Here is a 22,909-nt window from a genome sequence, read left to right as displayed (position 1 = left end):
TTTATCGTGCACACTAGCTAATTTAGGATGATTACATTTACGTCAAGGAGCTTAACTACACAGAGGCTTTGATTGTTTTCGGAGATGTCTAATATATCATTAATTTCACAGGAGTTAGGCTTGCATGAACTCAACCAGAAGATTAGCTTATTTAGAACAAACCTTAGATTTGTGGTACGAGCAACTGGGCGAGGCAGAACAAGCCCTCCCTATGGCTATCGGCCCCAAGGAAGCAACCGCCATCAAGCAGGACATCCGAGTACGAATTTTACCAGCAATTCGTAGGCACGAGGTGGAGTATTGGTCGCTTCTTGAGGATGAAGCACGCGATTGCCAAGTGGACGAAGTGGCTGCGAGTAATGCCATTTTTAAAGTTGTGGAGGAAGTAAAACTGATTCAAAGCCAACCTAATCAATATCCCGATGAGTTTATGCAGAAGTTGCAGAAGATTCTCGACAAGGTGAATGAACCGCAGACACCTGCAGCAGGTAAGCTGAAAGCCGCTCTGCCTCTTATACCTGGGATTATGTCTTATGAGCTTGAACTAGATACAGAAATCTCGTTGAAAAGGGTATTTGGGGGAATTAAAAAACTCTTAAAAAAAAAACAGTACAACTAGACCACCAGTTCCACCCACACTACAAGAAATTGATCGGGGTACTCCTCAATTAATTCCCCCAGAAGCATCAGTTGTACGCTCACAACTTTATCAGGCGATTGAGAAACCAGGGGCATTAATACGCGTAAAAACTTCCCGACCAAGCGACACAATCCATTTAATAGCCGATGAAATTATCAAGGAGCACACTCCGAAAGACTATGAAGCAGTTGGCGTGAACTTTCAGTGGGCAAAAGCTGCTTTAACCAACTCAGATCAGTTATGGCAGTGGTTCTGCACCAAAATTACCAGGAAACTTAAGCTAGAAAATACACTACCGGAGTCTTGGGAGGGAGTAACACCGAGCAACAACTGTAGTAACTACTTTGAAACATACCTGTTACCGAAAATCCCAACTGCCCTTGTTTTGGTCTTGTATAACGTGGAATGGATTCTTGAACATCAAGCGATCGCAAACGACTTTGTTAGATTGCTGGTATTTTGGCATAATAATGCTGCGAACAACGATAGTTGGAAGAAACTACGGCTGGTAATTGTGCATTCTCAAGATATCAGAACAAATCGGGAGTTTAATGTAGGATTTGTGATTGATTTTTCAGAAGCCGAAACGGGACAATAATGTTTCGATTCGGTAGGATTTGTATCAATAGTATTTTCACAGTTAGTGGAGGATTAATAGATGTACGTATTATCAGGAAATTTGCCCCCTAATTCCCCCACCTATGTCGAGCGGGATGCAGATGAAAACTTGTATCAAGCCTTGGAAGATGGGCAGTTTTGTTATGTCCTGAGTTCGCGACAAACTGGCAAATCAAGTTTGAAAGTCAGAACAATGCAACGGTTGCCAGCAGAAAAATTTGATTGTATTAATATTGACCTTAATAATATCGGCACGGATATCACGATAGAGCAATGGTACGCAGGAGTTATTGATTGTCTGGCAAAAGGTATAAATCTCCCTGATTTTAATTCAAAGACATGGTGCAATCTTCATAGTCAACTGTCGCCGGTGAATCGATTGAGTAAATTTATTGAAGAAAAATTGGTTCCTCATTCCAAAAATATTGTCATTTTTGTAGATGAAATCGACTCGGTTCTCAGTGATAGTCTGAAGGGCAAGCTAGATGATTTTTTCGCATTGATCCGAAGTTGTTATAACCAACGGGCTAGTCAATCAGAATTCCAGCGTATAACTTTCGTGCTGTTAGGGGTAGCCACTCCCTCAGATTTGATCGCCGATCCAAACATCACTCCGTTTAATATTGGTACGGCGATTGAGCTTAAGGGCTTTCATCGAGATGAAGCTAGACCTTTGCTTCAGGGATTAGAGGGGAGAGTTAGCAATCCGCAGGCGGTGCTGCAAGAAGTCTTCAATTGGACAGGTGGGCAACCTTTTCTTACCCAAAAACTTTGCGATCTTATTGTACAAAATGGTATCGGGGTATCGGGAGTAGGAGGGTTGGTGCAACAGTGGATCGTCCAAAACTGGGAATACCAGGATAACCCGCAGCATTTGAAGACTATACGCAAGCGTATTGTTCCCGGTCGCTATGACCCCGATTTCATTGTTCACCCTATCTCCAGTCTGCCAAGTGTACATCAATTACTAAAGCTATATGAGCAAATATTATATAATGATGAAATCCCTGCTGATGACAGTTATGAACAACAAAAATTGCTGTTATCAGGGTTAGTTATAAAATCGCAGAAAAACTTAATAGTTTACAATCGGATTTATCCACTAATTTTTAATTATAAATGGATTAAAAATCAGCTAAACTGGGTTGAAGAGCAGATAGCTTTAGTGAAAGCCGAACAATTTAATCAGATGTTCAGTAAACGACCTTACCGGACAAAAATAGAGGAATGGCTTACTAATAATCGATCCCAATCCAAACTGTTGACTGGAAAAGATTTAAAGGAGGCACTCGAATGGGGTAAGGATAAGACATTAACCTCAGAAGACGAGGAATTTATAAATGCAAGCCTAAAATGGGAATATCAAAAAAAACGGAAGTTAAAGTTATGGATTTTTAGGGTAATTTTATTGCTTTTGCTTGTGGGTATAGGTCGGTCTGGCTACTGGCTTTGGTGGCATATTAAAGATGTGAATGAGCCATTGAGCGAAGGTAAGCGGACTCTCTTTAAGGGCATTGAAAATTCCAATCGAGATAAAGGTATTGAAGCTTTCAAAAAAAATAATTATGAAGAAGCTTATAGGTTTTTTGAAAAAGCGAGAATAGCCGATCGTAAAGATCCAAAAGTAGAAATTTATTTCAATAATGCCAAAGCCTTGAAAGAGGAGAAATCAGGAAACAAGGAAAAGAAAGAATTAGTCACTCTTGCAGTAGTTATACCTCTGGATCCTAAAGACGAAATCGCTCAGGAAATCTTGCGAGGAGTTGCACAAGCACAATATAAGTTCAACGACAAAAAACAGAATCGGTTCTTGAAGATTCTAATAGCTAAGGATGGGAATGACCCCAATCAAGCAAAAAAAGTTGCTAAAAAGCTAATAGAAAACCAAGATATTATGGGAGTGATTGGACACAATACCAGTAAAGTTACGGAAGCTGCACTACCTGAGTATCAAACAGGTAAGCTAGCTATAATCTCCCCCACTAGCACTAGCACTACACTCCCTAGCACTACGCTCACTAGCGCTAAACCGGAGAGTCAGGTTTTTTTCAGAACCGTGCCAAACGACACAGAAACTGCTAAAAAATTAGCGAGTTATGCTATAAACAACAACTACAAAAAAGTTGGTATTTGCAATAACCCTAAGAGTACATATAGTGGGAGCCTAACAAAGGCGTTTAAAGACTCTTTTGAAAAAGAAGATAGAGAAGTTGTAGGAGATCCGATTGATTTGACATATCCTGCACTGGATGCTTCTGGCGTAGTTGCAACAATGCTTAATAATCAAGCTAATGCATCTGTATTGTTGCCAGACACAGAGAGCATTTCTGTGGCAATTGAAATTGCCAGCGCCCAGGAAAAACTAAGCCAGTCTGGAACCAAAAAGCTACAGCTACTCGGAGCGGATGCTTTGTACAATCCACAGATTTTAGAAGGCGGAAAGGCTGTTGAAGGTTTGGTTTTAGCTGTACCTTGGTTTCGAGAGCAAAAAAATTCAAAAACATTTGCTGCTGAAGCTAAGAAAAGATGGGAAGGGAATGTTAGCTGGCGCACAGCAACCAGTTATGATGCGACTCAAGCTTTAATTAAAGCTCTGCCTGTGGCTCAAAAACCCTCCCGCGATGCTGTATTGACAAACCTCAAATCTATTAAGCTTGCAGCAAATGAAACTTCAGGAAATCCACTCCATTTTGTTAACGGTGAGCGCAAAGGTCAAGAACCAGTTCTCGTCAAGGTATTTAAAGGTAGTAATGGCCTCGATTTTAAACTGGAGAAAGAGTGATAATTCCCGGCGATTGAAATTGCGGTTATACATACAAAGTCCGCGCAACGCGAGACTAATGAATTTCTTAGTTCGCGTCGGCGGACTTCGCTTGACAAGGAGCGGTTTCAACCGCCGAGTGCTCCAGTAACAAACCCGGATTTGAGATTAAATAGATTGCTGGTATTTTTCCAGCAACTCCGGGATGTAATCGTAGCCGTCAACACCGATCGCCGGAATGATGTTTGCTCGACTTCTAGCCAAAGATTCTTTAAAAGATTCTGCCCCCATTTGACCCCGCAAAATAATCAGCAAACCCGCCGATTGGCGCCACTCCGCCGCCCCTATTTGCTCCAAAGTATACATCGCCAAACTGCCAGCGAATATCGCTTGTTCTAGTGCGTTGATTCTGTAATAAGCTTGAGCCAAATAAGCCAAATTCAGACCTTGCAAATACAAGTCGCCCGAAAATTGGGCAGCTTGCCAACCTTTTAGCAAATATTCGATCGCACCTTCAGCATTTTCCAGGGCAATTTTAGCGATACCGAGACTGCTGGAACAAAAAGCTTGACTTTGCCTGTCTCCCAATTTTTCCGATAGCAACAAACCTTGTTCCAAATAACCGATCGCACTCTCATAAACCTCCGGTTCCACCTCCTCCAACTGGCGCGCTTGAAAAACTTCGCTGTAACCCAAATTTGCCAGGGCATTTGCCTCGCCTTGGCGTTCTCCCGTTTGTCGTGCCATAATTAAAGCCCGCTGGCTGTAATTAATCGCTTCTTGATAATTTTTTTGATCAACATAGTTGCGGCTGATGTGATTGAGATTGGCAACTTCGCAAGCTTTGTCTCCTTCGAGACGGGCAATTTCCAGCGCTTGCTTGTGCAGCAAGATCGATCGCTCGTAGGCCCCAGCCGCCTGCATCGAATAACCCAGAAGCGTCAGAATCCGAGCTTTCGCTTGAGTGCCTTCAACTCGCCGCAGCGGTTCGTCTAAATAATCCAAAGTATGGCGCAGAGCTTTACCATCAAACGAAGCAAAAATTCCGCCGTAAAGCGGAAAATATTCTCGCTGAGAAAAAGCGCGCAAAATTTGCAAAGTTACTTGAAAACAAGCATTTGCCAACTGTTCCCCGCTCTTGGTAGAATTATTAAACCCACTAGCTAGCTGACTCCAAATTACAGCAAAAGTAATGTAAGTAGAAATTGAAGCTTTTGTTGACACTTTGGAATCGTAAACTTGCTTGTCAAACCATGTCGCTAACGCCCGCTGCAAGCACTGCAAGATAATCGCTAATTCCACCAATCCGCCTAACTCTAAATTCGATTGTTTGGCAGCGAGTTGAACTACCGATTCACCGAGCGCAATAGTATTCAAAAGAGCCTGGGGAAAGGGACTATTAACTTTTTTTGCCCAAAAAGCCCAAGGCCCATTTTGTTCGGGACTACCTGCAAATCCTAGCTGCTGCGGCTGATAAATCCAGCCGACGAGTTCTGGTTCCAACCGCTGCCAAGATTCTAAACCTTTGGCAATACCGGCGGTGATTTGCTGCAAATCTCGCTCGGTTTCGGGATTGGCAGTTTGCAGCATTTGTTGGTGCAGGGATTTTGCCAATTGCTGCAATTGAGCCAGAGTTAACGGATGTTCTTTATTCGGATCGATTACTTGCAATAATGCCAGGAGGCGGCCGTTAGATTCGGCGGTAAGGATTTGTTGGATTGAGGATGCAATTTCGCGATCGACGCGGTTATCTTTCTGCCAGCGTTCCCATTCTCCTTGGATGGTTTTGAGAGCTCGGAGGGTACGATTTGCCTTTGCTTGTTTGATTTCGTCTTTCTCATTTCTGAGTTGATTTTCTGCGGCATCAAGGCGTTCGCCGAAACAGCGTTCAAAGATTTCGCCAGTACCGGTGCCAATGTCTTGCACCAGCATTTGATAGACTTGTTCTTTAGAGCGAATTTGACCTTTGAGGGTGATTTCGACAATTTTGTCGATTAGGGCTAAGTAGCGATCGCGCAATGAGGTAGATTCTGGCATAATTTATTTTTAGTTAATAACTTTTTATGGACAGCGCTTGCAGCTTGCACCATTTCATGCTGCTATTTAATTTTACAGCTCCTCTGGATTAATGCCCATTGCTCTGAGGCGATCGGCTAATCGATTTGCTCGCTGACTTTCTAATTCTGCTCGCTGACTTTCTAATTCTGCTCGCTGCCTTTCAAACTCCTCTGGAGTCATAACCCAATCGCCACTGACATCGTACCAACGCAGCCACAACCTCGAACAACCTTGATAACAACCTTCCCACAAACCTATACCTAATTCTAATTCCGGTATCCAGAAGCGCGGCTCGGTTAAAACTTGTTCGCGGTAACGATTACCAATCAAACGAAATACTCTCAGTTGATTGTTGTACCGACTGAAAACAAAGTAGTAAGGAATCTGCAAAATCTCTTCGTAAACTCGCCACTTAGTAGGCGGTTTATTTGGTGTTTCTTCTGTGATTCCTAAATCCTCATCTTCAGTCCCAGGTGACACCAGTTCCACTACTACCAGAGGACTGACATTTTCTTGCCACATCACGTAGCTGAGGCGCAATTCGTTACCTAGATAAAATCTCGGAGCCCCCAATACGACAAACCAATCAGGTCTTTTGTACCAATTGAAATGGTTAGAATCGTAGTAGAGATTGAGGTCTGTCGCTATAAATATTTGTTCTGGTGGATGGTTGGCGGGGCGGCAGGTTAGACGCAGCAGTTCGGGTTGAAATTCGTGAAATTCGTCAGGCAAACCGGGTTCCTCCGGGTCTTCACTGGGTAAATCATACATTGTAGGGAGGACTTTTGTTTGCGAATGCTGCGAATCCGGTACGTACATCGTCATAAGATTACCCGGGCTAGACGGCTTGAGGAGATTGAAGCGGTACGGCAATTGTAATATTATAGCGGTTTTCCGTTGAATCAGCTAGATGCCTCGTAATTAATAAGCGGTAATTGGTAATGAGTAATTGATTTGAGAGCGCGAGGCTATTTATTTAAATCCCAATCTGAGGCATAATTAGATTGCCGATATTATGTAGTTTATTGTGATTTTAAACAGCAATCCCCTCTCAAAAAGCAATCCTATCTTAGAAGCACAAAGATTAACTCGTAGCTTTGGCGGTTTAATTGCTGTAAACGATGTATCTTTTACAGTTCAAAAACACGAGATTTTTGGATTGATCGGCCCTAACGGCGCTGGCAAGACCACTCTATTTAATGTAATGACTGGACTGATACCTGCCTCTAGTGGCACTCTGATTTATCAAAAGGAAAATATTTCTAAACTGCGACCTTATCAAATTGCTAATAAAGGTATGGCCCGAACCTTTCAAAATATTCGGTTGTTTGGGGAACTTTCTGCTGTGGAAAATGTGGCGATCGCCCGACACATCCACAGTCGATCGGGCAATCCAGTTTTATCGGTGCTGGCGGGGATTTTCGGCTTGCCAGCGTCTAACGCAATGGAACGCAAAACCCAGCGGAAAGCCTTAGAATTGTTGGATCTAGTCGGATTGGGCGATCGCGCGGGCGAACAAGCCAAAAACTTACCCTACGGCGACCAGAGGCGCTTAGAAATTGCCCGCGCTTTAGCCCTAGAACCGCAAATACTATTGTTAGATGAACCTGCTGCGGGGATGAATCCCAATGAAAAGCACAAATTAAGCGAATTTATCCGAGAAGTGCGCCAACAATTCAATTTAACTGTAATATTGATCGAGCATCATGTACCGCTAGTTATGGGATTGTGCGATCGCATTGCCGTCTTGCATTTCGGTCAGCTTATTGCCTTGGGCGAGCCTGCTGTTGTGAGAAATGACCCGGCGGTGATTGAGGCTTATTTGGGAGATGAAACTTAGATAAATTGAAATTATGTCATCTTGAGTCACCGCGTAATTGGAAATCGTGTTTACACACACAAAGTCCAGAGGGTGCGCGGACTAAGAATAATAGTTAGTCCTAAATGTATCTGCCAGCCTTCATAGGACTTCAGCTATGAACCTGGGGTTTCAACCCCTGGTGGAATCGCGGACTGACTGAGTCTCGAACTACTGGAAAAAAGACAGTTTTTTATCAAGAATTAAGTTACACAAAATGCAACATACCCCACTAGAAACAGCGCAAAATATCCTCTTAGAACTAAAGAGTATTTGTGTAAATTACGGAGGAATTCAAGCCCTGCGAAATATTAATTTAACCGTGAATGCGGGGGAGGTTGTCAGTCTCATCGGCGCTAATGGTGCGGGAAAAAGTACCACACTCAGGGCTATTTCCAAAATAGTTAATATAAACCAAGGACAAATTATTTATACCGGGCGCGATATTACCCGCCGTCAAGCTCACGAAGTTGTGAAATTGGGAATCGCCCACAGTCCAGAAGGGAGGCGCGTTTTGGCGCAGCAAACGGTGTTGAGTAACTTGGAATTGGGGGCCTATATTCGATCGGACTCGGCGGCCGTAAAAGCCGATTTAGAGCGCCAATTTGAGATATTTCCGCGCCTAGCAGAAAGGCGCCGCCAGCTAGCAGGAACCCTCAGCGGCGGGGAACAGCAAATGCTGGCGATCGCCCGTGCGCTGATGAGCCGCCCGAAACTGCTATTATTAGACGAGCCTAGTTTAGGCTTAGCACCCGCGATCGTCAAAGAAATTTTCGGAATTATTCACCACCTCCGCTCCACAGGCGTTACAATCCTTTTAGTCGAACAAAACGCCAGTTTAGCACTGCAAATTGCCGATCGGGGTTACGTACTAGAAGCTGGTAATATTACCCTCACAGGTATTGGAACGGATTTGCTAAACGACGAGCGAGTCAGGAGCGCATATTTAGGTTGACTTGGTTAATTTTTGGAATCTTGACCGCTTTCTTTGAAGCCGTCAAAGACGTTTTTGGCAAACAAAACCTCAAAAAAAGTGACGAATATGTCGTTGCTTGGTCTCTATCATTTTTTTCAGTCATCTTTTTGATTCCCTGGGTATTATATACAGGAATTCCGCCATTAAACTCTCAATTTTGGCTCGCCCTATTAATCGGAGGTAGTATCAACGCTGTCACAGCCCTCCTCTACATCAAAGCCCTCAAATTATCAGATTTATCCCTGACAGTACCGCTGCTAGCTTTGACACCATTATTCATGTTGGTAACTTCACCGTTAATTGTCGGTGAATATCCCAAATTTCTTGATTATATTGGCATTTTACTAATCGTAGCAGGCTCTTATTTATTAAATATTAAAGAGAAATCCAAAGGATATTTAGCCCCATTCAAAGCACTGCTGGATGAACCCGGGCCCAAATTGATGTTAATCGTCGCATTTCTATGGAGTATTGCCTCAAATTTTGACAAAATAGGAGTTACAAATTCCTACCCTATTTTTTGGATATTCTGTTTGTTTGGTACAATGAGTGTTTTGCTACTGCCAGTTTTATTGCACAAAACCCCAAATCCAGGGCAAAAAATTCTCAAACAATTACCAATGCTAGCTGCTATGGGGTTTATCAATGCTACTGGAGTAATTTTTCAAATGCAAGCTTTGACATTAACTTTCGTAGTGCGAGTGATCGCGCTTAAGCGTACTAGCGTGTTAATGGGTGTATTGTTCGGTCATTTCATTTTTAAGGAAAAAGATATTCAAGAAAGATTATTAGGGGCAGCAATCATGATCTTGGGAGTTTTATTTATCAGTTTATAGGTTGAGATTTCCGGGACTTTGACGCTCATTCTCCCCGCGAATGTAGGGGCGGTTCCCCCGTGTCCGCCCTCTCTCGGTTGGGCGGGGATGTCTGGGTGGGAAACACGCCCTAGCCTCTATTGATGTATAAGTAATGTTATACTCAAGGCGATCGCACTTTGTCTCACTATTTATTAACATAAAAAAAATTAATGCACAAAATAGCCGCCACACCGGGAGGTTGGAACCCTCAAGCAGAAGGAGTAATTTTTATTCAGCAAACCCCAGCACCAATAGTATTTATTAGTGCTGCTGACACCGACATTCAAACTCTCGCAGCCGCCGCATCCAAAATGCCGGCAGCATTCCCCAAAGTGCGCGCAGTAAACCTGCTTCAGTTGCAGCAACAACTAACAATTGACACCTATGCCGAGGAAGTTTTAGAACGCGCAGAGGTCATAATCTTAAGACTTCTAGGAGGGCGTTCTTATTGGTCTTACGGGTTAGAAATCCTGCGAGAAACTGTGCAGAAAACTAACGCATCACTGATTGTAATGCCCGGAGAAGACAGCCCAGATCCGGATTTAATCAGCCATTCCAATGTATCGCTATCAGTCGTCAATAAACTGTGGCGCTACTTCACAGAAGGCGGAGTTCAAAACTTTGTTAACGCACTCAAATTTGCAGCAGATACTTGCCTGAAAACTGCTTATAATCCACCGCTACCTCAAACAGTTTCCCGCGTCGGAATTTATGATTGGAAAAAGCCAATTGACTCGTCCCCAACTTGCGGACACGGGGACATTACTTCTAAATCTAAAGTCGGAATTTTATTTTATCGCGCTCATTATTTATCAGGAAACTTAGCACCAATTGATGCACTTTGTCAAGCTCTAGCAGAGCGAAACTTAGTACCGCTTCCTGTCTTTGTGTCGTCTCTGCGGGAACCAGATTTGCAAATAGAATTGCTGGAATATTTCCAGCCCAAAGAATCAGAACCAATTCAATTATTGCTCAACACCACAAGTTTTGCAGTCTCCGGTTTCAGCAGTCAAGAACCGGAACAAAATAGCTTAAAATCCTTAGACGTTCCCGTATTGCAAGCAATCTTCAGCGGTGGCGGTTTGGAACAGTGGGAAACGGAACTTCAGGGGCTTTCGCCGCGGGATGTGGCGATGAATGTAGCATTGCCGGAAGTAGACGGAAAAATCATTACTAGGGCTGTTTCTTTTAAAGCGGTACAGACTTGGAACAGCGAATTAGAAACAGATGTAGTAGGCTATGTGGCAGCGGGCGATCGCATTCAATTTGTAGCAGATTTAACCGCGAATTGGGTGAAAATGAAACAAACCCCAGCCGCTAACAGACGCATCGCCATAATTCTAGCAAATTACCCCACTCGCAACGCCCGCTTAGCTAACGGCGTCGGCTTAGATACGCCCGCTAGCTGTGTCGAAATCCTTCAAGCTATGCAGCAAGCTGGCTATCAAATTGAAAACATCCCCGCTAGCGGTAACGAGTTAATTGAACAGTTAACTTTGGGCGTGACAAATGACCCGGAAGGACGCGAATTGCGGCCGGTTTATCAATCTTTGGATTTGGCAGAATATGAAGAATATTTTGCTAGTTTGCCACAGGAAGTACAGAATGGAATTTGTCAAAGATGGGGATCGGCGGAAGGTCATACACAAGGTAGAGACACGGCAATGCCCTGTCCCTACTTTCCGATTCCGGGGATTCAGTTCGGTAATGTATTTGTAGGAATTCAACCATCGCGCGGATATGAACTTGACCCCGCGTTAAATTATCACGCCCCAGACTTAGAACCAACTCACAATTATCTAGCTTACTATTACTGGCTGCGAAAAAAGTTAGGAATTGATGCTATAATTCATGCTGGAAAACACGGCAATTTAGAATGGTTGCCAGGTAAAAGTATAGCATTGTCTAACAAATGTTATCCAGAAGTAGCATTAGGCGCGATGCCGAATTTTTATCCCTTCATTGTCAACGATCCGGGGGAAGGTTCCCAAGCAAAAAGACGATCGCAAGCTGTGATTATCGACCACCTGACACCGCCGATGACTCGCGCCGAACTCTACGGGCCTTTGCAGCAGTTGGAGACCTTAATCGATGAGTATTGCGAAGCCCAAAGTTTAGATCCGTCCAGATTGCCCATGATTCGCGATCGCATTCTCGCCCTCACCAACAAAGAGAACTTAGATAAAGACTTAGGAATACAACTAAATAAATCGGAATTTACCGAATTTATTACCCGTACAGACGGCTATCTTTGCGAACTCAAAGAATCCCAAATCCGCGACGGATTGCACATTTTCGGGCAGTGTCCCGAAGGTAGACAGTTGAGAGATTTGATAATTGCGATCGCCCGCCATCCCACCAACGCGCGATCGGGCTTAACCCGCGCCCTAGCAGAAGACTCAGGCTACGATTTCGACCCCTTAACCTGCGATCCAACGTCGATAATTCAGCAGCGCACAGCAGGCGATTTAACAGCAGAACTCGAAGAAAAAGCCGCTGAATTAGTAGATAACTTAATCGAAAACATCCGCGTTCATCCGCGTTCATCTGCGATTGCCAATCCAGAAATAGGAAAAGCAACCCAACAAGAATTAGACTGGATAAATAACTATCTTTTACCTTCACTCCTTCAAACAAACCAAGAAATTACCAACCTTTTGCGCGGACTAGATGGGCGGCACATACCAAGCGGCGCATCCGGCGCGCCCACTCGCGGCCGACCAGATGTATTGCCCACCGGTCGGAATTTTTACTCAGTAGATATCCGCGCCATTCCCACAGAAACCGCCTGGAGAGTTGGCAGAGTTGCTGCTGAAACTTTAATCGAAAGATACACCCAAGAAAACGGCGAATATCCGAAAACTTTGGGTTTGTCAGTGTGGGGAACATCCACCATGCGGACGGGGGGAGACGACATCGCCGAAGCCTTGGCGCTGATAGGAGTTCAACCAGTTTGGGATGGCCCTTCGCGCCGGGTTGTAGATTTTGAAATCTTGCCAGTTTCTGTTTTGGGGCGGCCGCGCGTTGATGTTACTTTGCGAATTTCTGGCTTTTTCCGTGATGCTTTTTTTAATTTAATTGATTTGTTTGACAGCGCGGTAAAAGCTGTGGCAGATTTAGACGAACCGGCAGAAAACAACCCTTTAGCCGCACAAGTTCAAGCAGAGATTCTGTATTGGGAATCTACAGGTTTGAGTCAGGAAGAGGCGCAAGGGCGATCGCAATTTCGAGTGTTTGGCTCAAAACCGGGTGCTTACGGCGCAGGACTTCAAGGCATAATTGAAGCTCAAAACTGGACAGACGACAGCGATTTAGCAAAAGCTTACATTAATTGGAGCAGTTACGCCTATACAAGTACCCCCCCAACCCCCCCTTATCAAGGGGGGGCTAAATCTAATTCCTCTCCTTTACAACCAGGGGATACCCCCCCAACCCCCCCTTATCAAGGTGGGGCTAAATCTAATTCCTCTCCTTTACAAGGGGGGGCTAATTCCAACTCTTGTCCCCCCCCTTTACAAGGAGGGGTTAGGGGGGGTGAATGGGGATGTTCTGCACCCGAAGCATTTGAAAAACGCCTCGGCCAAATGCAAATAGTTCTGCAAAACCAAGACAACCGCGAACACGACATCCTCGATTCCGATGATTATTATCAATTCCAAGGCGGAATGGCTGCCGCAATTCGCAATTTGCAAGGCAAAAATCCTGAAACTTATTTTGGAGATAATTCAATTCCCGAAAATCCAAAAGTGCGGCAACTGCGAGAAGAAATTGCGCGGGTTTATCGCAGCCGGGCTGTGAATCCCAAATGGATAGAAGGTGCGATGCGACACGGTTATAAAGGTGCTTTTGAAATTGCAGCAACTGTTGATTTTTTGTTTGCTTACGATGCTACGGCAAATTGTGTAGAGGATTTTATGTATGAAGGAATCGCAGAGGCTTACATTTTTGATGAGAAAGTGCAGACATTTATTCAAGAAAACAATCCTTGGGCACTGCGAGATATGGCGGAAAGATTGCTAGAAGCTCGTCAGCGGGGGTTGTGGCAGAGTGCGAACCAGGATACATTGGATAAATTGAGATCGATCGCCCTGCAAGCCGAAGCAGTCATCGAATCCCATACATAAATAGGCAATTAACGTCACGATCGCGGCTGCTTAGGAATGGCGGCTTGCGGTAATATCTAGTAATGTTTCGCGATCGCTGTAAGCTTTATGATTCGCCGCTACATTGCTAGCATCCTCAAACGTACCTGCGCCGCAACCGCCTTGCTAGCCTTAACTTTGGGATGTTCGTCAACGAAGCCGCCCAACACCGCAGCAACATCGGGTTCGATCGAATCCCCAGTCCTAGCGCAGTCGCCAACGTCTCTGTTAGCTAAAAACGCCAACCTAACCCAAAAATCCCTCAGCGCTGCTTCATGCCCACAAAACGATGCCTTCACGGAGTCAGTTAACTTCGCCACCCAAGCTTCTAATTTAGCTCAATCAGCCAATTCAAAACAAGACTGGGACGAAGTAGCCACCCTGTGGGTGCAGGCAGTCGCCTGGATGCAAGCCGTTCCCCCAGGCAGTCCCAAACGGGCTTTTGCGGAGAAAAAAGTAATCGAGTACATGAAAAACCTCGTTTATTCCCAACAGCAAGCGGGCGCAAACGGATCGCAAGCCAGTACAGTCAGCTTCAGCAGCGATTTGCTCGACGAAAAGCTAGAACTGTACTTATCCTACGTTGCTGCCGTCGGTCCGCCAGACGTTTTGATCGTCGGCAGTTCCCGCGCATTGCAGGGCGTCGATCCCAAACAGCTAAAACAATCTTTGGCCCAAAATGGCCGTCCGGGCTTAAAAGTATTTAACTTTTCAGTCAACGGCGCAACTGCACAAGTAGTTGACTTTCAACTGCGGCGGCTTTTGAAGCCGGATCATTTGCCTCAAATGATTGTCTGGGCGGATGGTGTGCGGGGGTTTAACAGCGGCCGGGACGATCGCACTTTTAATTCGATCGTCGATTCTAAAGGCAGCCAACTTTTAGCCGCAGGCGTTCGCCCCGAACTGCAGTCGGATGAACCGAATGTGATTCCCCAGTGTTACAAATTCCCGCAGCCCTGCCCTAACAACACTTTCCGCAGAGCACAGGCATCTGTCGATCGACCTTTCAGGGGCGGGCAAGATGCCCACCCCACAATCAAATTCATATCTCGTGGGACGGGCATCTTGCCTGTTGCTGAGAATGCTGCAAGATATGAGTTAAAGCCGATCGCAGCCGATGCAGCAACTCAAAAAGCACAATTGATTCCAGTCTCGCAGCCGACAACAGTAGCAATGAGGCAAGTCAGCGAATTGGCAGATTCGATCGACTCCAACGGATTTATGCCTATATCTATCCGTTACAATCCCAACACTTATTATCGAGAACGCGCTTACGTTTCAGGCCAGTACGATCGCGACTACGAAAACTTCAACCTCGGAGGCAAACAAGCAACAGCCTTTAATTCAGTTGTAGCATTTACCAAAGCTCGCAAAATTCCCCTGATTTTCGTCAATTTGCCCCTCACCGACGACTACTTAGATGGAACTCGCCTGTGGGCAGAACAGCAGTTCCGGCAGCGAATGGACCAACTTTCGCGGCAAAAAGGCTTCGCTTTCCGCGACTTGTCGCAGCGGTGGCCTGGCCGCAACGACTATTTTTTTGACCCCAGCCACCTCAACCGCTTTGGGGCGATCGCAGTTTCTCGCCTACTTGCGACAGATTCCAGCATTATCTGGCCGCGGCCCAAATCTAGCCGCGCTGAGGGTTGAACGAAAATGGAAGATAGCCCTTCGGCTTCGGTTAGGGTAAAAAGAAGGAAGAAGGAAGATGTGGAAATGCAGTCACAATCATATTTCTTATTCCCGGCTTTCTCCTTACCAGGCAGATTTTGGTAATGCAGATCCGCAGCCTCTGCCTCGCAATGCTCAAAAATAGTTTAAAATCTAACCTGATGTCCAAAACCAATTTGTGCGATCGAACATTTTAAGATCTTTCACTGATCCTAAAATCTCAGAATCAAAAATCCAAAATCGATAGATTGTGAACTCACTCTAAAATCTAACAATCGAAAATCCAAAATCTAAAATCTAAAATCGATAGATTGTGAACTCACTCTAAAATCTAACAATCGAAAATCCAAAATCTAAAATCTAAAATCGATAGGTTGTGCAACTAAAACAAGTAATTATTGCCCACAAAGCCAGAGATACCCTCAGCCAGCGGTGGGCAGAACAGTGTGCCCGCCAATTAGAAAGTCGCGGGTGTGACGTTTTAATGGGCCCGAGCGGCCCGAAAGATAACCCGTATCCGGTGTTTTTAGCTTCTAGTAACAGCCCAATTGATTTAGCTGTGGTGCTGGGCGGCGACGGTACGGCGCTAGCTGCGGCCCGGAATTTGGCTGCTGACGGCATTCCGATTTTGGCAGCGAATGTGGGGGGACATCTGGGTTTTTTAACCGAGTCTTTTGAGGATTTCCAAAATACTGAGGAGATTTGGGACAGACTTTCGGAAGACAAGTATGCCGTGCAGAAGCGGATGATGTTGCAGGCGGCAGTTTTTGAAGGAAATAGAACTAATCTCGAACCGGAAAGCGAGCGATTTTTGGCACTCAATGAAATGTGTATCAAACCTGCTTCAGCCGATCGAATGCCGAGCTGTATTCTAGAAATGGAAGTTGACGGCGAAGTAGTCGATCAATATCAAGGCGACGGTTTAATTGTGGCAACTCCCACCGGTTCGACTTGCTACACCGCATCTGCCAACGGGCCGATTATGCACTCGGGAATGGAGGCGATCGCAGTTACTCCGATTTGCCCTTTGAGTTTATCGAGTCGGGCGATCGTACTCCCGCCCGGTTCAGTCGTCAGCATTTGGCCTTTAGCAGATTACGAACTCAGTACCAAACTCTGGACAGACGGCGTTTTGGGGACTGCAATTTGGCCGGGACAGCGCGTAGACGTGCGCAGGGCAGACTGCGAAGCCAAGTTTATTATTTTGCGGGAAAACTATTCTTATTACGGCACTTTGAGGGAAAAACTTCACTGGGCAGGAGCCAGAATTCGGTACAGCAACAATCACCGCAATTAATCCGCATCATCCACCGTGAAACTGCATTAATCAGTGGGGCCCGCAAGCGTCAAAAAACCTCTGAAATCACCAACAATCTAGATACAAAAACCGCCCTCAGCCAACGCACAATTTCTGTACTCTGTTAAGATCGCTCAATATCTTGACAAACAGCCTGATCTATGCTGACTTTCAAAAAATCAACCCGACCTTTCAACCCTCAAGATACATATCCCTGTCCCGTGTGCCGCACCGGTCAAATTTCCACCATGCCGATGATGGACGCCCTAGCTTGCAACTTCTGCCAGCACATTTATACCGCAAGCGTTGAAAGACAATCGCTCCAAATGGCCGATCGCCAACCGCCCGTAACATGGCACTGGAACGGCAAACAGTGGATAGGAGCCCACCTCGAAGGCGTAGAATTCGGATGGCCCTATTTTGCAGCAGCGATCGGTCTAATTTTCCTTCCCACTACCTTGCTGGGACTTTCAGCTTACTATTTTCCCCCGGTTCCTGGCAGCCGGTTGTCATGGCTGCCCGCAGCTTGGACAGGGTTAGCTTTTTTGTCCCATTTAGGCATTGTGCTGTGGTTGATCGGTGAATTTTATCAATTCCCGGTGGCAACTTACTTCAGAGCTTGGGGGCGCAGGATTGGTCGGCGCTAGCTTTATGCTCTCAAAAAGCCGATCGGCCGAGGGTGGCGCACCGGGATCGATCCAGGTAAAATTAGAGGCGATCGCAAAACTCAATTCCCAATCAGCACTTAAGCAGCTATAATCGATAGCTATTCTAAATAGTCAGATACAAACGCATTGCGATTTGTGAGGAGACGAATGAACATACTTGGAATCTCGGCGTACTATCACGACAGCGCCGCAGCCTTAATTCGCGACGGAGAAATTATAGCCGCAGCGCAGGAAGAAAGATTTTCCCGCAAAAAGCACGACGCCAGATTTCCCAAGAATGCGATCGCTTATTGCTTGAAAGAAGCGAACATAGATTTGCGGGAACTCGATCGCATAGTCTTTTACGACAAACCTTTAGTCAAATTCGAGCGCCTTCTCGAAACTTATTTAGCCTACGCACCCCAAGGTTTTCGCTCTTTCGTAGCCGCCATGCCGATATGGCTAAAAGAAAAGCTTTACCTCAAAACCATGCTCAAAAGAGATCTGGCAGCAATAGCAAACTGCAAAACGAATAAACTGCCATCTCTGCTATTTACCGAACACCACCAATCCCACGCAGCATCGGCATTTTTCCCCAGCCCGTTTCAAAAAGCAGCCGTTTTGTGCCTCGACGGCGTGGGCGAGTGGGCAACAACCTCGGTTTGGTTGGGAGACGGCAACGAACTTACACCTCAGTGGGAAATCGATTTTCCCCACTCCTTGGGTTTGCTTTATTCAGCTTTCACCTATTACACCGGCTTCAAAGTCAACTCTGGCGAATACAAACTCATGGGTTTAGCTCCTTACGGCGAACCCAAGTATGTAGACAAAATTCTCAACTATTTAATCGACCTCAAAGATGACGGAACTTTCCGTTTGAACATGGATTATTTCAACTATACTGTTGGCTTAACCATGACAAACAAGAAGTTTGACGAACTGTTTGAAGGGCCGCCGCGTCAAGCTGAAGGAAAATTGACTCAGCGGGAAATGGACATTGCAGCTTCCATTCAAGTTGTTACCGAAGAAGTTGTTTTGCGGCTTTGCAGAACAGTTAAAAAAGAATTGAATGTCGATTATCTTTGTCTTGCGGGCGGCGTTGCTCTCAACTGCGTTGCTAACGGCAGACTCTTGCGGGAAGGTATTTTCAAAGATATTTGGATTCAGCCGGCGGCGGGAGATGCTGGCGGTGCTTTGGGCGCGGCTTTGGCGATTTGGTACCAGTATTGCGAACAAACTCGCACTGTGAGCGCGAATTCGACAGCAAATAGTATAGAATCCCTCAAAACTGAACTTGTCACTACAAACGCCGCGGTTGAGGAGAGGACTGAAGTTCTCACTGCAAACCAAGCGGTGGCAACTGTGGCGAAGTCTGTTGCTCATTTAACTTGTCACGACCAAATGCGCGGCTCTTATTTGGGCCCGAGGTTTACTGACGCAGAAATTCTCGAATATTTGGATGCTGTAAAAGCCAGCTATCACCGATTGGACGATGCCGAATTAATGCCGCAGTTGGCTGAGATTTTGGAACAGGGAAATGTGGTGGGATGGTTCCAGGGGCGCATGGAATTTGGGCCGCGGGCTCTGGGCGGTCGATCGATCGTTGGCGATCCCCGCAGTGCTAAAATGCAGTCCGTGATGAACCTGAAAATTAAATATCGGGAATCATTTCGACCTTTTGCGCCGTCAATCTTAGCCGAACGAGTTGCGGATTATTTCGAGATTGACCATTCTAGCCCTTATATGCTATTGGTAGCACCTGTCAAAGCCAGTCTGCGCATTCCGATGACCGCGGAACAAGAGCAGTTGTTTGGCATTGAAAAGCTTAACATTCCGCGATCGGAAATTCCGGCTGTCACCCACGTCGATTACTCGGCTCGCATCCAAACTGTTCACAAAGAAACCAATCCTCGGTACTATGACTTAATCAGCCATTTTGAAGAGCGATCGGGCTGTTCTATTGTGGTAAATACGTCTTTCAACGTCCGAGGCGAACCCATTGTTTGCACTCCAGAAGATGCTTACCGCTGTTTCATGCGAACCGAAATGGACTATCTGGTTTTGGAAAATTACTTGCTTCCCAAGTCCGAACAAATTCCTTGGAAACAAGATGATGCTTGGAAAAATGAATTTGAACTAGATTAGTCATTAGTTATTAGTTATTAGTTATTAGTTGGTACGAATAACTAATAACTAATTCCCCATTCCCCATTCCCCATCCTCCATTTCTAATGAGCGACGAAATTAAAAAACTAGACAAAAAAGGCTTGCGCGATTTCGGGCTGCTAATTGGCGCCTTGATTGCAGTGATCTTCGGTTTAGCAGTACCTTTACTGCGGCGGCATTCTCTACCTTGGTGGCCTTGGGCAATCTGCGGAGTGCTAGTGCTGCTAGCATTGGTGGCGCCGAAATCGCTGAATCCCGTTTATCACGGATGGATGCGCTTTGGACTGATCCTCCACAAAATCCAAACGCCGATCGTCCTAGGGATAGTTTTTTACCTGATAATTTGGCCGATGGGAGTGATCAAAAACATTTTCGGCGAAGATGCAATGCGGCGAAAACTCAATCCGAAAATGGATACTTACCGCATCCCAAGTAAAACAAGAACAAAAGTTAGTATGGAGCGTCCTTTTTAAGTGTTTGAAGCAACTTTAGACTTTATCAAAGATTTGTGGGCGTTTATGAGAGAACGCCAAAAGTATTGGCTTTTGCCGTTAATTGTGACTTTAGTATTTTTGGGAGCTTTGATTGTATTGAGTCAGGGTTCTGTGATTGCTCCATTTATTTACACGCTGTTTTGAAATAATGAGCAAGTTGAAAAATTTGGGTGTCAATTTAGGTTTGACACTCGGCGGTTTATTGATGGGGGTGATAATTGGTGAAGTTGGATTGCGGACGGCGGGGATTGAAGGCTATCCAAAAATAGGAGATTTCGTAGACTCGGCGCCAACTCGTTTTCACACTTCCGATCCGAATGTGGGCTGGAAGCTGAAACCGGGTGCGTCGGGGGAATGGAATGGGGAAGGTGCGAGTTTTGTGCAGGTGAATAGCGAGGGTTTGCGCGATCGCGAACACACAAAAGCAAAGCCTCCAAATACTTTGCGTGTGGCGGTTTTGGGCGATTCTTTCACCGAAGCAATTCACGTACCTGTCGAACAAACTTTCTGGTCGAAACTGGAACGAAAGTTAGGCAACTGCCAAGCCGTTAAGGGACGCACAAATGTTGAGGTAATCAATTTTGGCGTGCAGGGCTACGGTACTGCTCAAGAATTGATAATGCTGCGAAAAAAAGTGTGGGATTATAGTCCTGATATTGTAATTCTTGCTTTTTTTATTGGCAATGATGTGATAAATAATTCTCCCAAACTGGAATACGATCGCTACCGACCATTTTTTGCTTATGATGCTAGTGGCAAGTTAGTACCGGATATGTCTTTTCGCAATCTGGCGCCGATCGATCGCAACGAAAGAGCAGTTTCATTTGTAGACCGAATGCCGAGTTTGATCGTCAACAATTCGCGCATTTTGCAAGTCATTAAAAAGGTAGACTTAGATCGGAAAAAGCGGGAGTTATCCGGGCATTTTACCACTTTAAGTACCCTGAACCTCAAGGAACCTCAGAATGCAGCTTGGGAAGAGGCTTGGAGGGTGACAGAGGGTTTGATTGTGACGATGCGGAATGAAGTTGTGCAGAAAAATGCTGATTTCTTGGTTGTGACGATCGGCGATCCGATGCAAGTTAGACCGGAGGCCGAGAGGCGAAAAAATTTTATGAGAAAGAACAACATTCAGGATTTGTTTTATCCCGATAGGCGGTTGGAAAAATTGGGCGCTCGCGAGGGTTTTCGGGTACTAAATTTATCCGAACAAATCCAAGGCTACACTGAAAAATATCAAGTCTGCGCCCACGGTTTTGAGAATTCTGTACCCTGTGGGGGTCACTGGAATGAACTAGGACACCGACTGGCTAGTATCCTGATTAACCGAAATTTGTGCCAAAATTTGAAGCAGTCTCAAGTCCCCAAAAAACAACCGTAATCAGTCAAATTTCATGAAAGATTCAACGCCACTCGAAAAAGGCAAAAATATATTAATTATAATCGCGGTTAATTTGGCGATCGCCTTTATCTGTCTGGAAGCTTTGTCGCTTGCTTTTTATTTTATTAACCAAAAGCAGTTTTTTTATACCAGAACTAAAACCAAAGAAAAAATAGTAGAAGATATTGAAAGGATCGGAATTAGACTTGATGAATCTATCGTAGAAAGACTGCACCCGTTTTTTGGCTACGTGCTAAAGCAAGGTGCTTTCACTAATGAAAAACTTAAGTTAAAAGTCAACAAACACGGCTTTTTTTCCCTGTACGAATATCCCTTTATTAAAACAAATAAGAATCAATTTATTATCGGAGTTTTTGGCGGTTCAGTTGCTAACAACTTTGCAGTAGATGAATATGTCAGTCAAAGATTGTCTAAAAAATTGCAGAGTTATCCAGAATTTGCCGGTCGCGAAATTGTGGTTTTAAATTTTGGCAACGGTGGCTACAAACAGCCCCAACAGTTATTAATTTTAAATTATTTTCTGGCTTTGGGTCAAGAGTTAGATTTAGTCATCAATATTGACGGTTTTAACGAAGTAGCACTGTCAAATTTAAACAATAAAGCCCAAGTAGAAGTAGGAATGCCCAGCGTTCAACACATACAGCCTTTGACGGGTTTAGCCAACAACAACTTATCGCCGGAAGCGATGAGTTCGATCTTGCAAATTAACGAAAACAAAAAACAGTTGAAAGCAGGTATTGACAAATTGCAAACTTGTCAGCTTGCTTTGTGTCACGCTGTTACCTCGCTACAGGTGAAACAATTAGTCAACAATTACCAGCAAGCAGTTGTCAAGTACGATCGGCAAGTCACACAATCCAACCCAGATACGGCAAATAGCGGTATAGTATACATTCCCAAAGCTGACTTTGTTTTGCAGGATGCCGCTGCTTTTGACAAAATGGCATTGATGTGGTACGAATCGTCGATCGGGATGAATCAAATTTTATCAAGTAGAAAAATTAACTATTTTCACTTTATCCAGCCGAACCAGTATTATCCAACCAAGCGAGCGTTTACCGCCAAGGAAAACGAAATCGCGATTGACAAGAAGAGTCCTTACATTGAAGGGGTGAAAAAAGGTTATCCGGTGCTTTTGTCCAAAGTCGATGATTTGCAAAAAGCTGGGGTTAATATTTTTAACGCCGTGAATATTTTAGACAATACAAAAGAAACTGTTTACAAAGATGCCTGCTGCCACTATAATTCAGTTGGAGAGGACGTATTAGCCAACTATGTTTCCAGTTCCATTATTAAAGTAGTAAGAAAGTCAAAATAGATAT

The 22,909-nt window shown here is 44.9% G+C and carries 17 protein-coding genes; 15 read left to right on the top strand and 2 right to left on the bottom strand.

Going from position 1 to position 22,909, the window contains the following annotated elements; genetic code table 11:
- Positions 1-124: 124 nt before the first annotated feature.
- Genes E5S67_RS10360 through E5S67_RS10350 form a run of 3 tightly spaced genes read left to right on the top strand, consistent with a single transcriptional unit; the run spans position 125 to position 4,040 of the window.
- Positions 125-619, top strand: a complete 495-nt coding sequence (locus E5S67_RS10360; RefSeq protein ID WP_172186952.1) for a hypothetical protein — start codon at positions 125-127, stop codon at positions 617-619.
- A 28-nt stretch (positions 620-647) separates the two neighbouring features.
- Positions 648-1,238: an AAA-like domain-containing protein gene (locus E5S67_RS10355; protein WP_172186956.1), complete on the top strand. Its 591-nt coding sequence runs from the start codon at positions 648-650 to the stop codon at positions 1,236-1,238.
- 60 nt (positions 1,239-1,298) lie between these two features.
- A complete protein-coding gene (locus E5S67_RS10350) occupies positions 1,299-4,040 on the top strand; it encodes an ABC transporter substrate-binding protein (protein ID WP_172186951.1) in 2,742 nt (913 codons plus the stop codon).
- Positions 4,041-4,187: 147 nt separating this feature from the next.
- Here the strand turns inward: E5S67_RS10350 and E5S67_RS10345 are convergent, their stop codons facing one another.
- Both E5S67_RS10345 and E5S67_RS10340 read right to left on the bottom strand, forming a co-directional pair.
- Positions 4,188-6,056, bottom strand: a complete 1,869-nt coding sequence (locus E5S67_RS10345; RefSeq protein WP_172186950.1) for a tetratricopeptide repeat protein — start codon at positions 6,054-6,056, stop codon at positions 4,188-4,190.
- Between the two features lie 72 nt (positions 6,057-6,128).
- On the bottom strand, positions 6,129-6,902 hold the full coding sequence (locus E5S67_RS10340) for a Uma2 family endonuclease (RefSeq protein WP_246276717.1): 774 nt from the start codon (positions 6,900-6,902) through the stop codon (positions 6,129-6,131).
- A gap of 202 nt (positions 6,903-7,104) precedes the next feature.
- Here E5S67_RS10340 and E5S67_RS10335 point away from each other — a divergent pair, with 202 nt between their 5' ends.
- From E5S67_RS10335 to E5S67_RS10280, 12 genes are all read left to right on the top strand, one after another.
- Positions 7,105-7,917: an ABC transporter ATP-binding protein gene (locus E5S67_RS10335; RefSeq protein WP_422614738.1), complete on the top strand. Its 813-nt coding sequence runs from the start codon at positions 7,105-7,107 to the stop codon at positions 7,915-7,917.
- 235 nt (positions 7,918-8,152) lie between these two features.
- Positions 8,153-8,890 (top strand): ABC transporter ATP-binding protein, encoded by a 738-nt coding sequence (locus E5S67_RS10330; protein WP_172186949.1) that lies wholly within the window; start codon positions 8,153-8,155, stop codon positions 8,888-8,890.
- Positions 8,887-9,747 (top strand): EamA family transporter, encoded by an 861-nt coding sequence (locus E5S67_RS10325; RefSeq protein WP_172186948.1) that lies wholly within the window; start codon positions 8,887-8,889, stop codon positions 9,745-9,747. Before E5S67_RS10330 ends, E5S67_RS10325 begins: the two co-directional genes overlap by 4 nt.
- Before the next feature lie 191 nt (positions 9,748-9,938).
- The gene (gene cobN, locus E5S67_RS10320; RefSeq protein WP_172186947.1) at positions 9,939-13,892 is read left to right on the top strand and encodes a cobaltochelatase subunit CobN; all 3,954 of its coding nucleotides are present in this window, start codon (positions 9,939-9,941) and stop codon (positions 13,890-13,892) included.
- A gap of 87 nt (positions 13,893-13,979) precedes the next feature.
- Entirely contained in the window at positions 13,980-15,560 is a 1,581-nt protein-coding gene (locus tag E5S67_RS10315; protein WP_172186946.1) for a hypothetical protein, read from the top strand.
- Positions 15,561-15,957: 397 nt separating this feature from the next.
- Positions 15,958-16,878 carry an NAD(+) kinase gene (locus E5S67_RS10310; RefSeq protein WP_172186945.1) on the top strand — a complete coding sequence of 307 codons (921 nt, stop codon included), beginning with the start codon at positions 15,958-15,960 and terminating at the stop codon, positions 16,876-16,878.
- Positions 16,879-17,039: 161 nt separating this feature from the next.
- Positions 17,040-17,525 carry a hypothetical protein gene (locus E5S67_RS10305; RefSeq protein WP_172186944.1) on the top strand — a complete coding sequence of 162 codons (486 nt, stop codon included), beginning with the start codon at positions 17,040-17,042 and terminating at the stop codon, positions 17,523-17,525.
- A gap of 168 nt (positions 17,526-17,693) precedes the next feature.
- A complete protein-coding gene (locus E5S67_RS10300; protein WP_172186943.1) occupies positions 17,694-19,670 on the top strand; it encodes a carbamoyltransferase family protein in 1,977 nt (658 codons plus the stop codon).
- A gap of 86 nt (positions 19,671-19,756) precedes the next feature.
- A complete protein-coding gene (locus tag E5S67_RS10295; protein ID WP_172186942.1) occupies positions 19,757-20,164 on the top strand; it encodes an SxtJ family membrane protein in 408 nt (135 codons plus the stop codon).
- Positions 20,165-20,329: a DUF5989 family protein gene (locus E5S67_RS10290; protein WP_172186941.1), complete on the top strand. Its 165-nt coding sequence runs from the start codon at positions 20,165-20,167 to the stop codon at positions 20,327-20,329.
- Positions 20,330-20,333: 4 nt separating this feature from the next.
- Positions 20,334-21,566, top strand: a complete 1,233-nt coding sequence (locus tag E5S67_RS10285) for an SGNH/GDSL hydrolase family protein (RefSeq protein ID WP_172186940.1) — start codon at positions 20,334-20,336, stop codon at positions 21,564-21,566.
- Between the two features lie 13 nt (positions 21,567-21,579).
- The gene (locus tag E5S67_RS10280) at positions 21,580-22,905 is read left to right on the top strand and encodes a hypothetical protein (RefSeq protein WP_172186939.1); all 1,326 of its coding nucleotides are present in this window, start codon (positions 21,580-21,582) and stop codon (positions 22,903-22,905) included.
- Positions 22,906-22,909 lie beyond the last annotated feature (4 nt).

Source organism: Microcoleus asticus IPMA8, from assembly GCF_013179805.1.
Classification (GTDB): domain Bacteria; phylum Cyanobacteriota; class Cyanobacteriia; order Cyanobacteriales; family Microcoleaceae; genus Microcoleus; species Microcoleus asticus.
The sequence above is the reverse complement of the archived record's forward strand: the minus strand, read 5'-3'. Positions and strand labels throughout refer to the sequence as shown.

What these genes read in the sequence shown, in the direction of transcription:
- E5S67_RS10315 (WP_172186946.1), top strand. Translation starts at nt 13,980, where the DNA reads ATGATTCGCCGCTACATTGCTAGCATCCTCAAACGTACCTGCGCCGCA.
- E5S67_RS10330 (WP_172186949.1), top strand. Translation starts at nt 8,153, where the DNA reads ATGCAACATACCCCACTAGAAACAGCGCAAAATATCCTCTTAGAACTA.
- E5S67_RS10345 (WP_172186950.1), bottom strand. Translation starts at nt 6,056, where the DNA reads ATGCCAGAATCTACCTCATTGCGCGATCGCTACTTAGCCCTAATCGAC.
- E5S67_RS10350 (WP_172186951.1), top strand. Translation starts at nt 1,299, where the DNA reads ATGTACGTATTATCAGGAAATTTGCCCCCTAATTCCCCCACCTATGTC.
- cobN (WP_172186947.1), top strand. Translation starts at nt 9,939, where the DNA reads ATGCACAAAATAGCCGCCACACCGGGAGGTTGGAACCCTCAAGCAGAA.
- E5S67_RS10295 (WP_172186942.1), top strand. Translation starts at nt 19,757, where the DNA reads ATGAGCGACGAAATTAAAAAACTAGACAAAAAAGGCTTGCGCGATTTC.
- E5S67_RS10280 (WP_172186939.1), top strand. Translation starts at nt 21,580, where the DNA reads ATGAAAGATTCAACGCCACTCGAAAAAGGCAAAAATATATTAATTATA.
- E5S67_RS10340 (WP_246276717.1), bottom strand. Translation starts at nt 6,902, where the DNA reads ATGACGATGTACGTACCGGATTCGCAGCATTCGCAAACAAAAGTCCTC.
- E5S67_RS10300 (WP_172186943.1), top strand. Translation starts at nt 17,694, where the DNA reads ATGAACATACTTGGAATCTCGGCGTACTATCACGACAGCGCCGCAGCC.
- E5S67_RS10285 (WP_172186940.1), top strand. Translation starts at nt 20,334, where the DNA reads ATGAGCAAGTTGAAAAATTTGGGTGTCAATTTAGGTTTGACACTCGGC.
- E5S67_RS10305 (WP_172186944.1), top strand. Translation starts at nt 17,040, where the DNA reads ATGCTGACTTTCAAAAAATCAACCCGACCTTTCAACCCTCAAGATACA.
- E5S67_RS10360 (WP_172186952.1), top strand. Translation starts at nt 125, where the DNA reads ATGAACTCAACCAGAAGATTAGCTTATTTAGAACAAACCTTAGATTTG.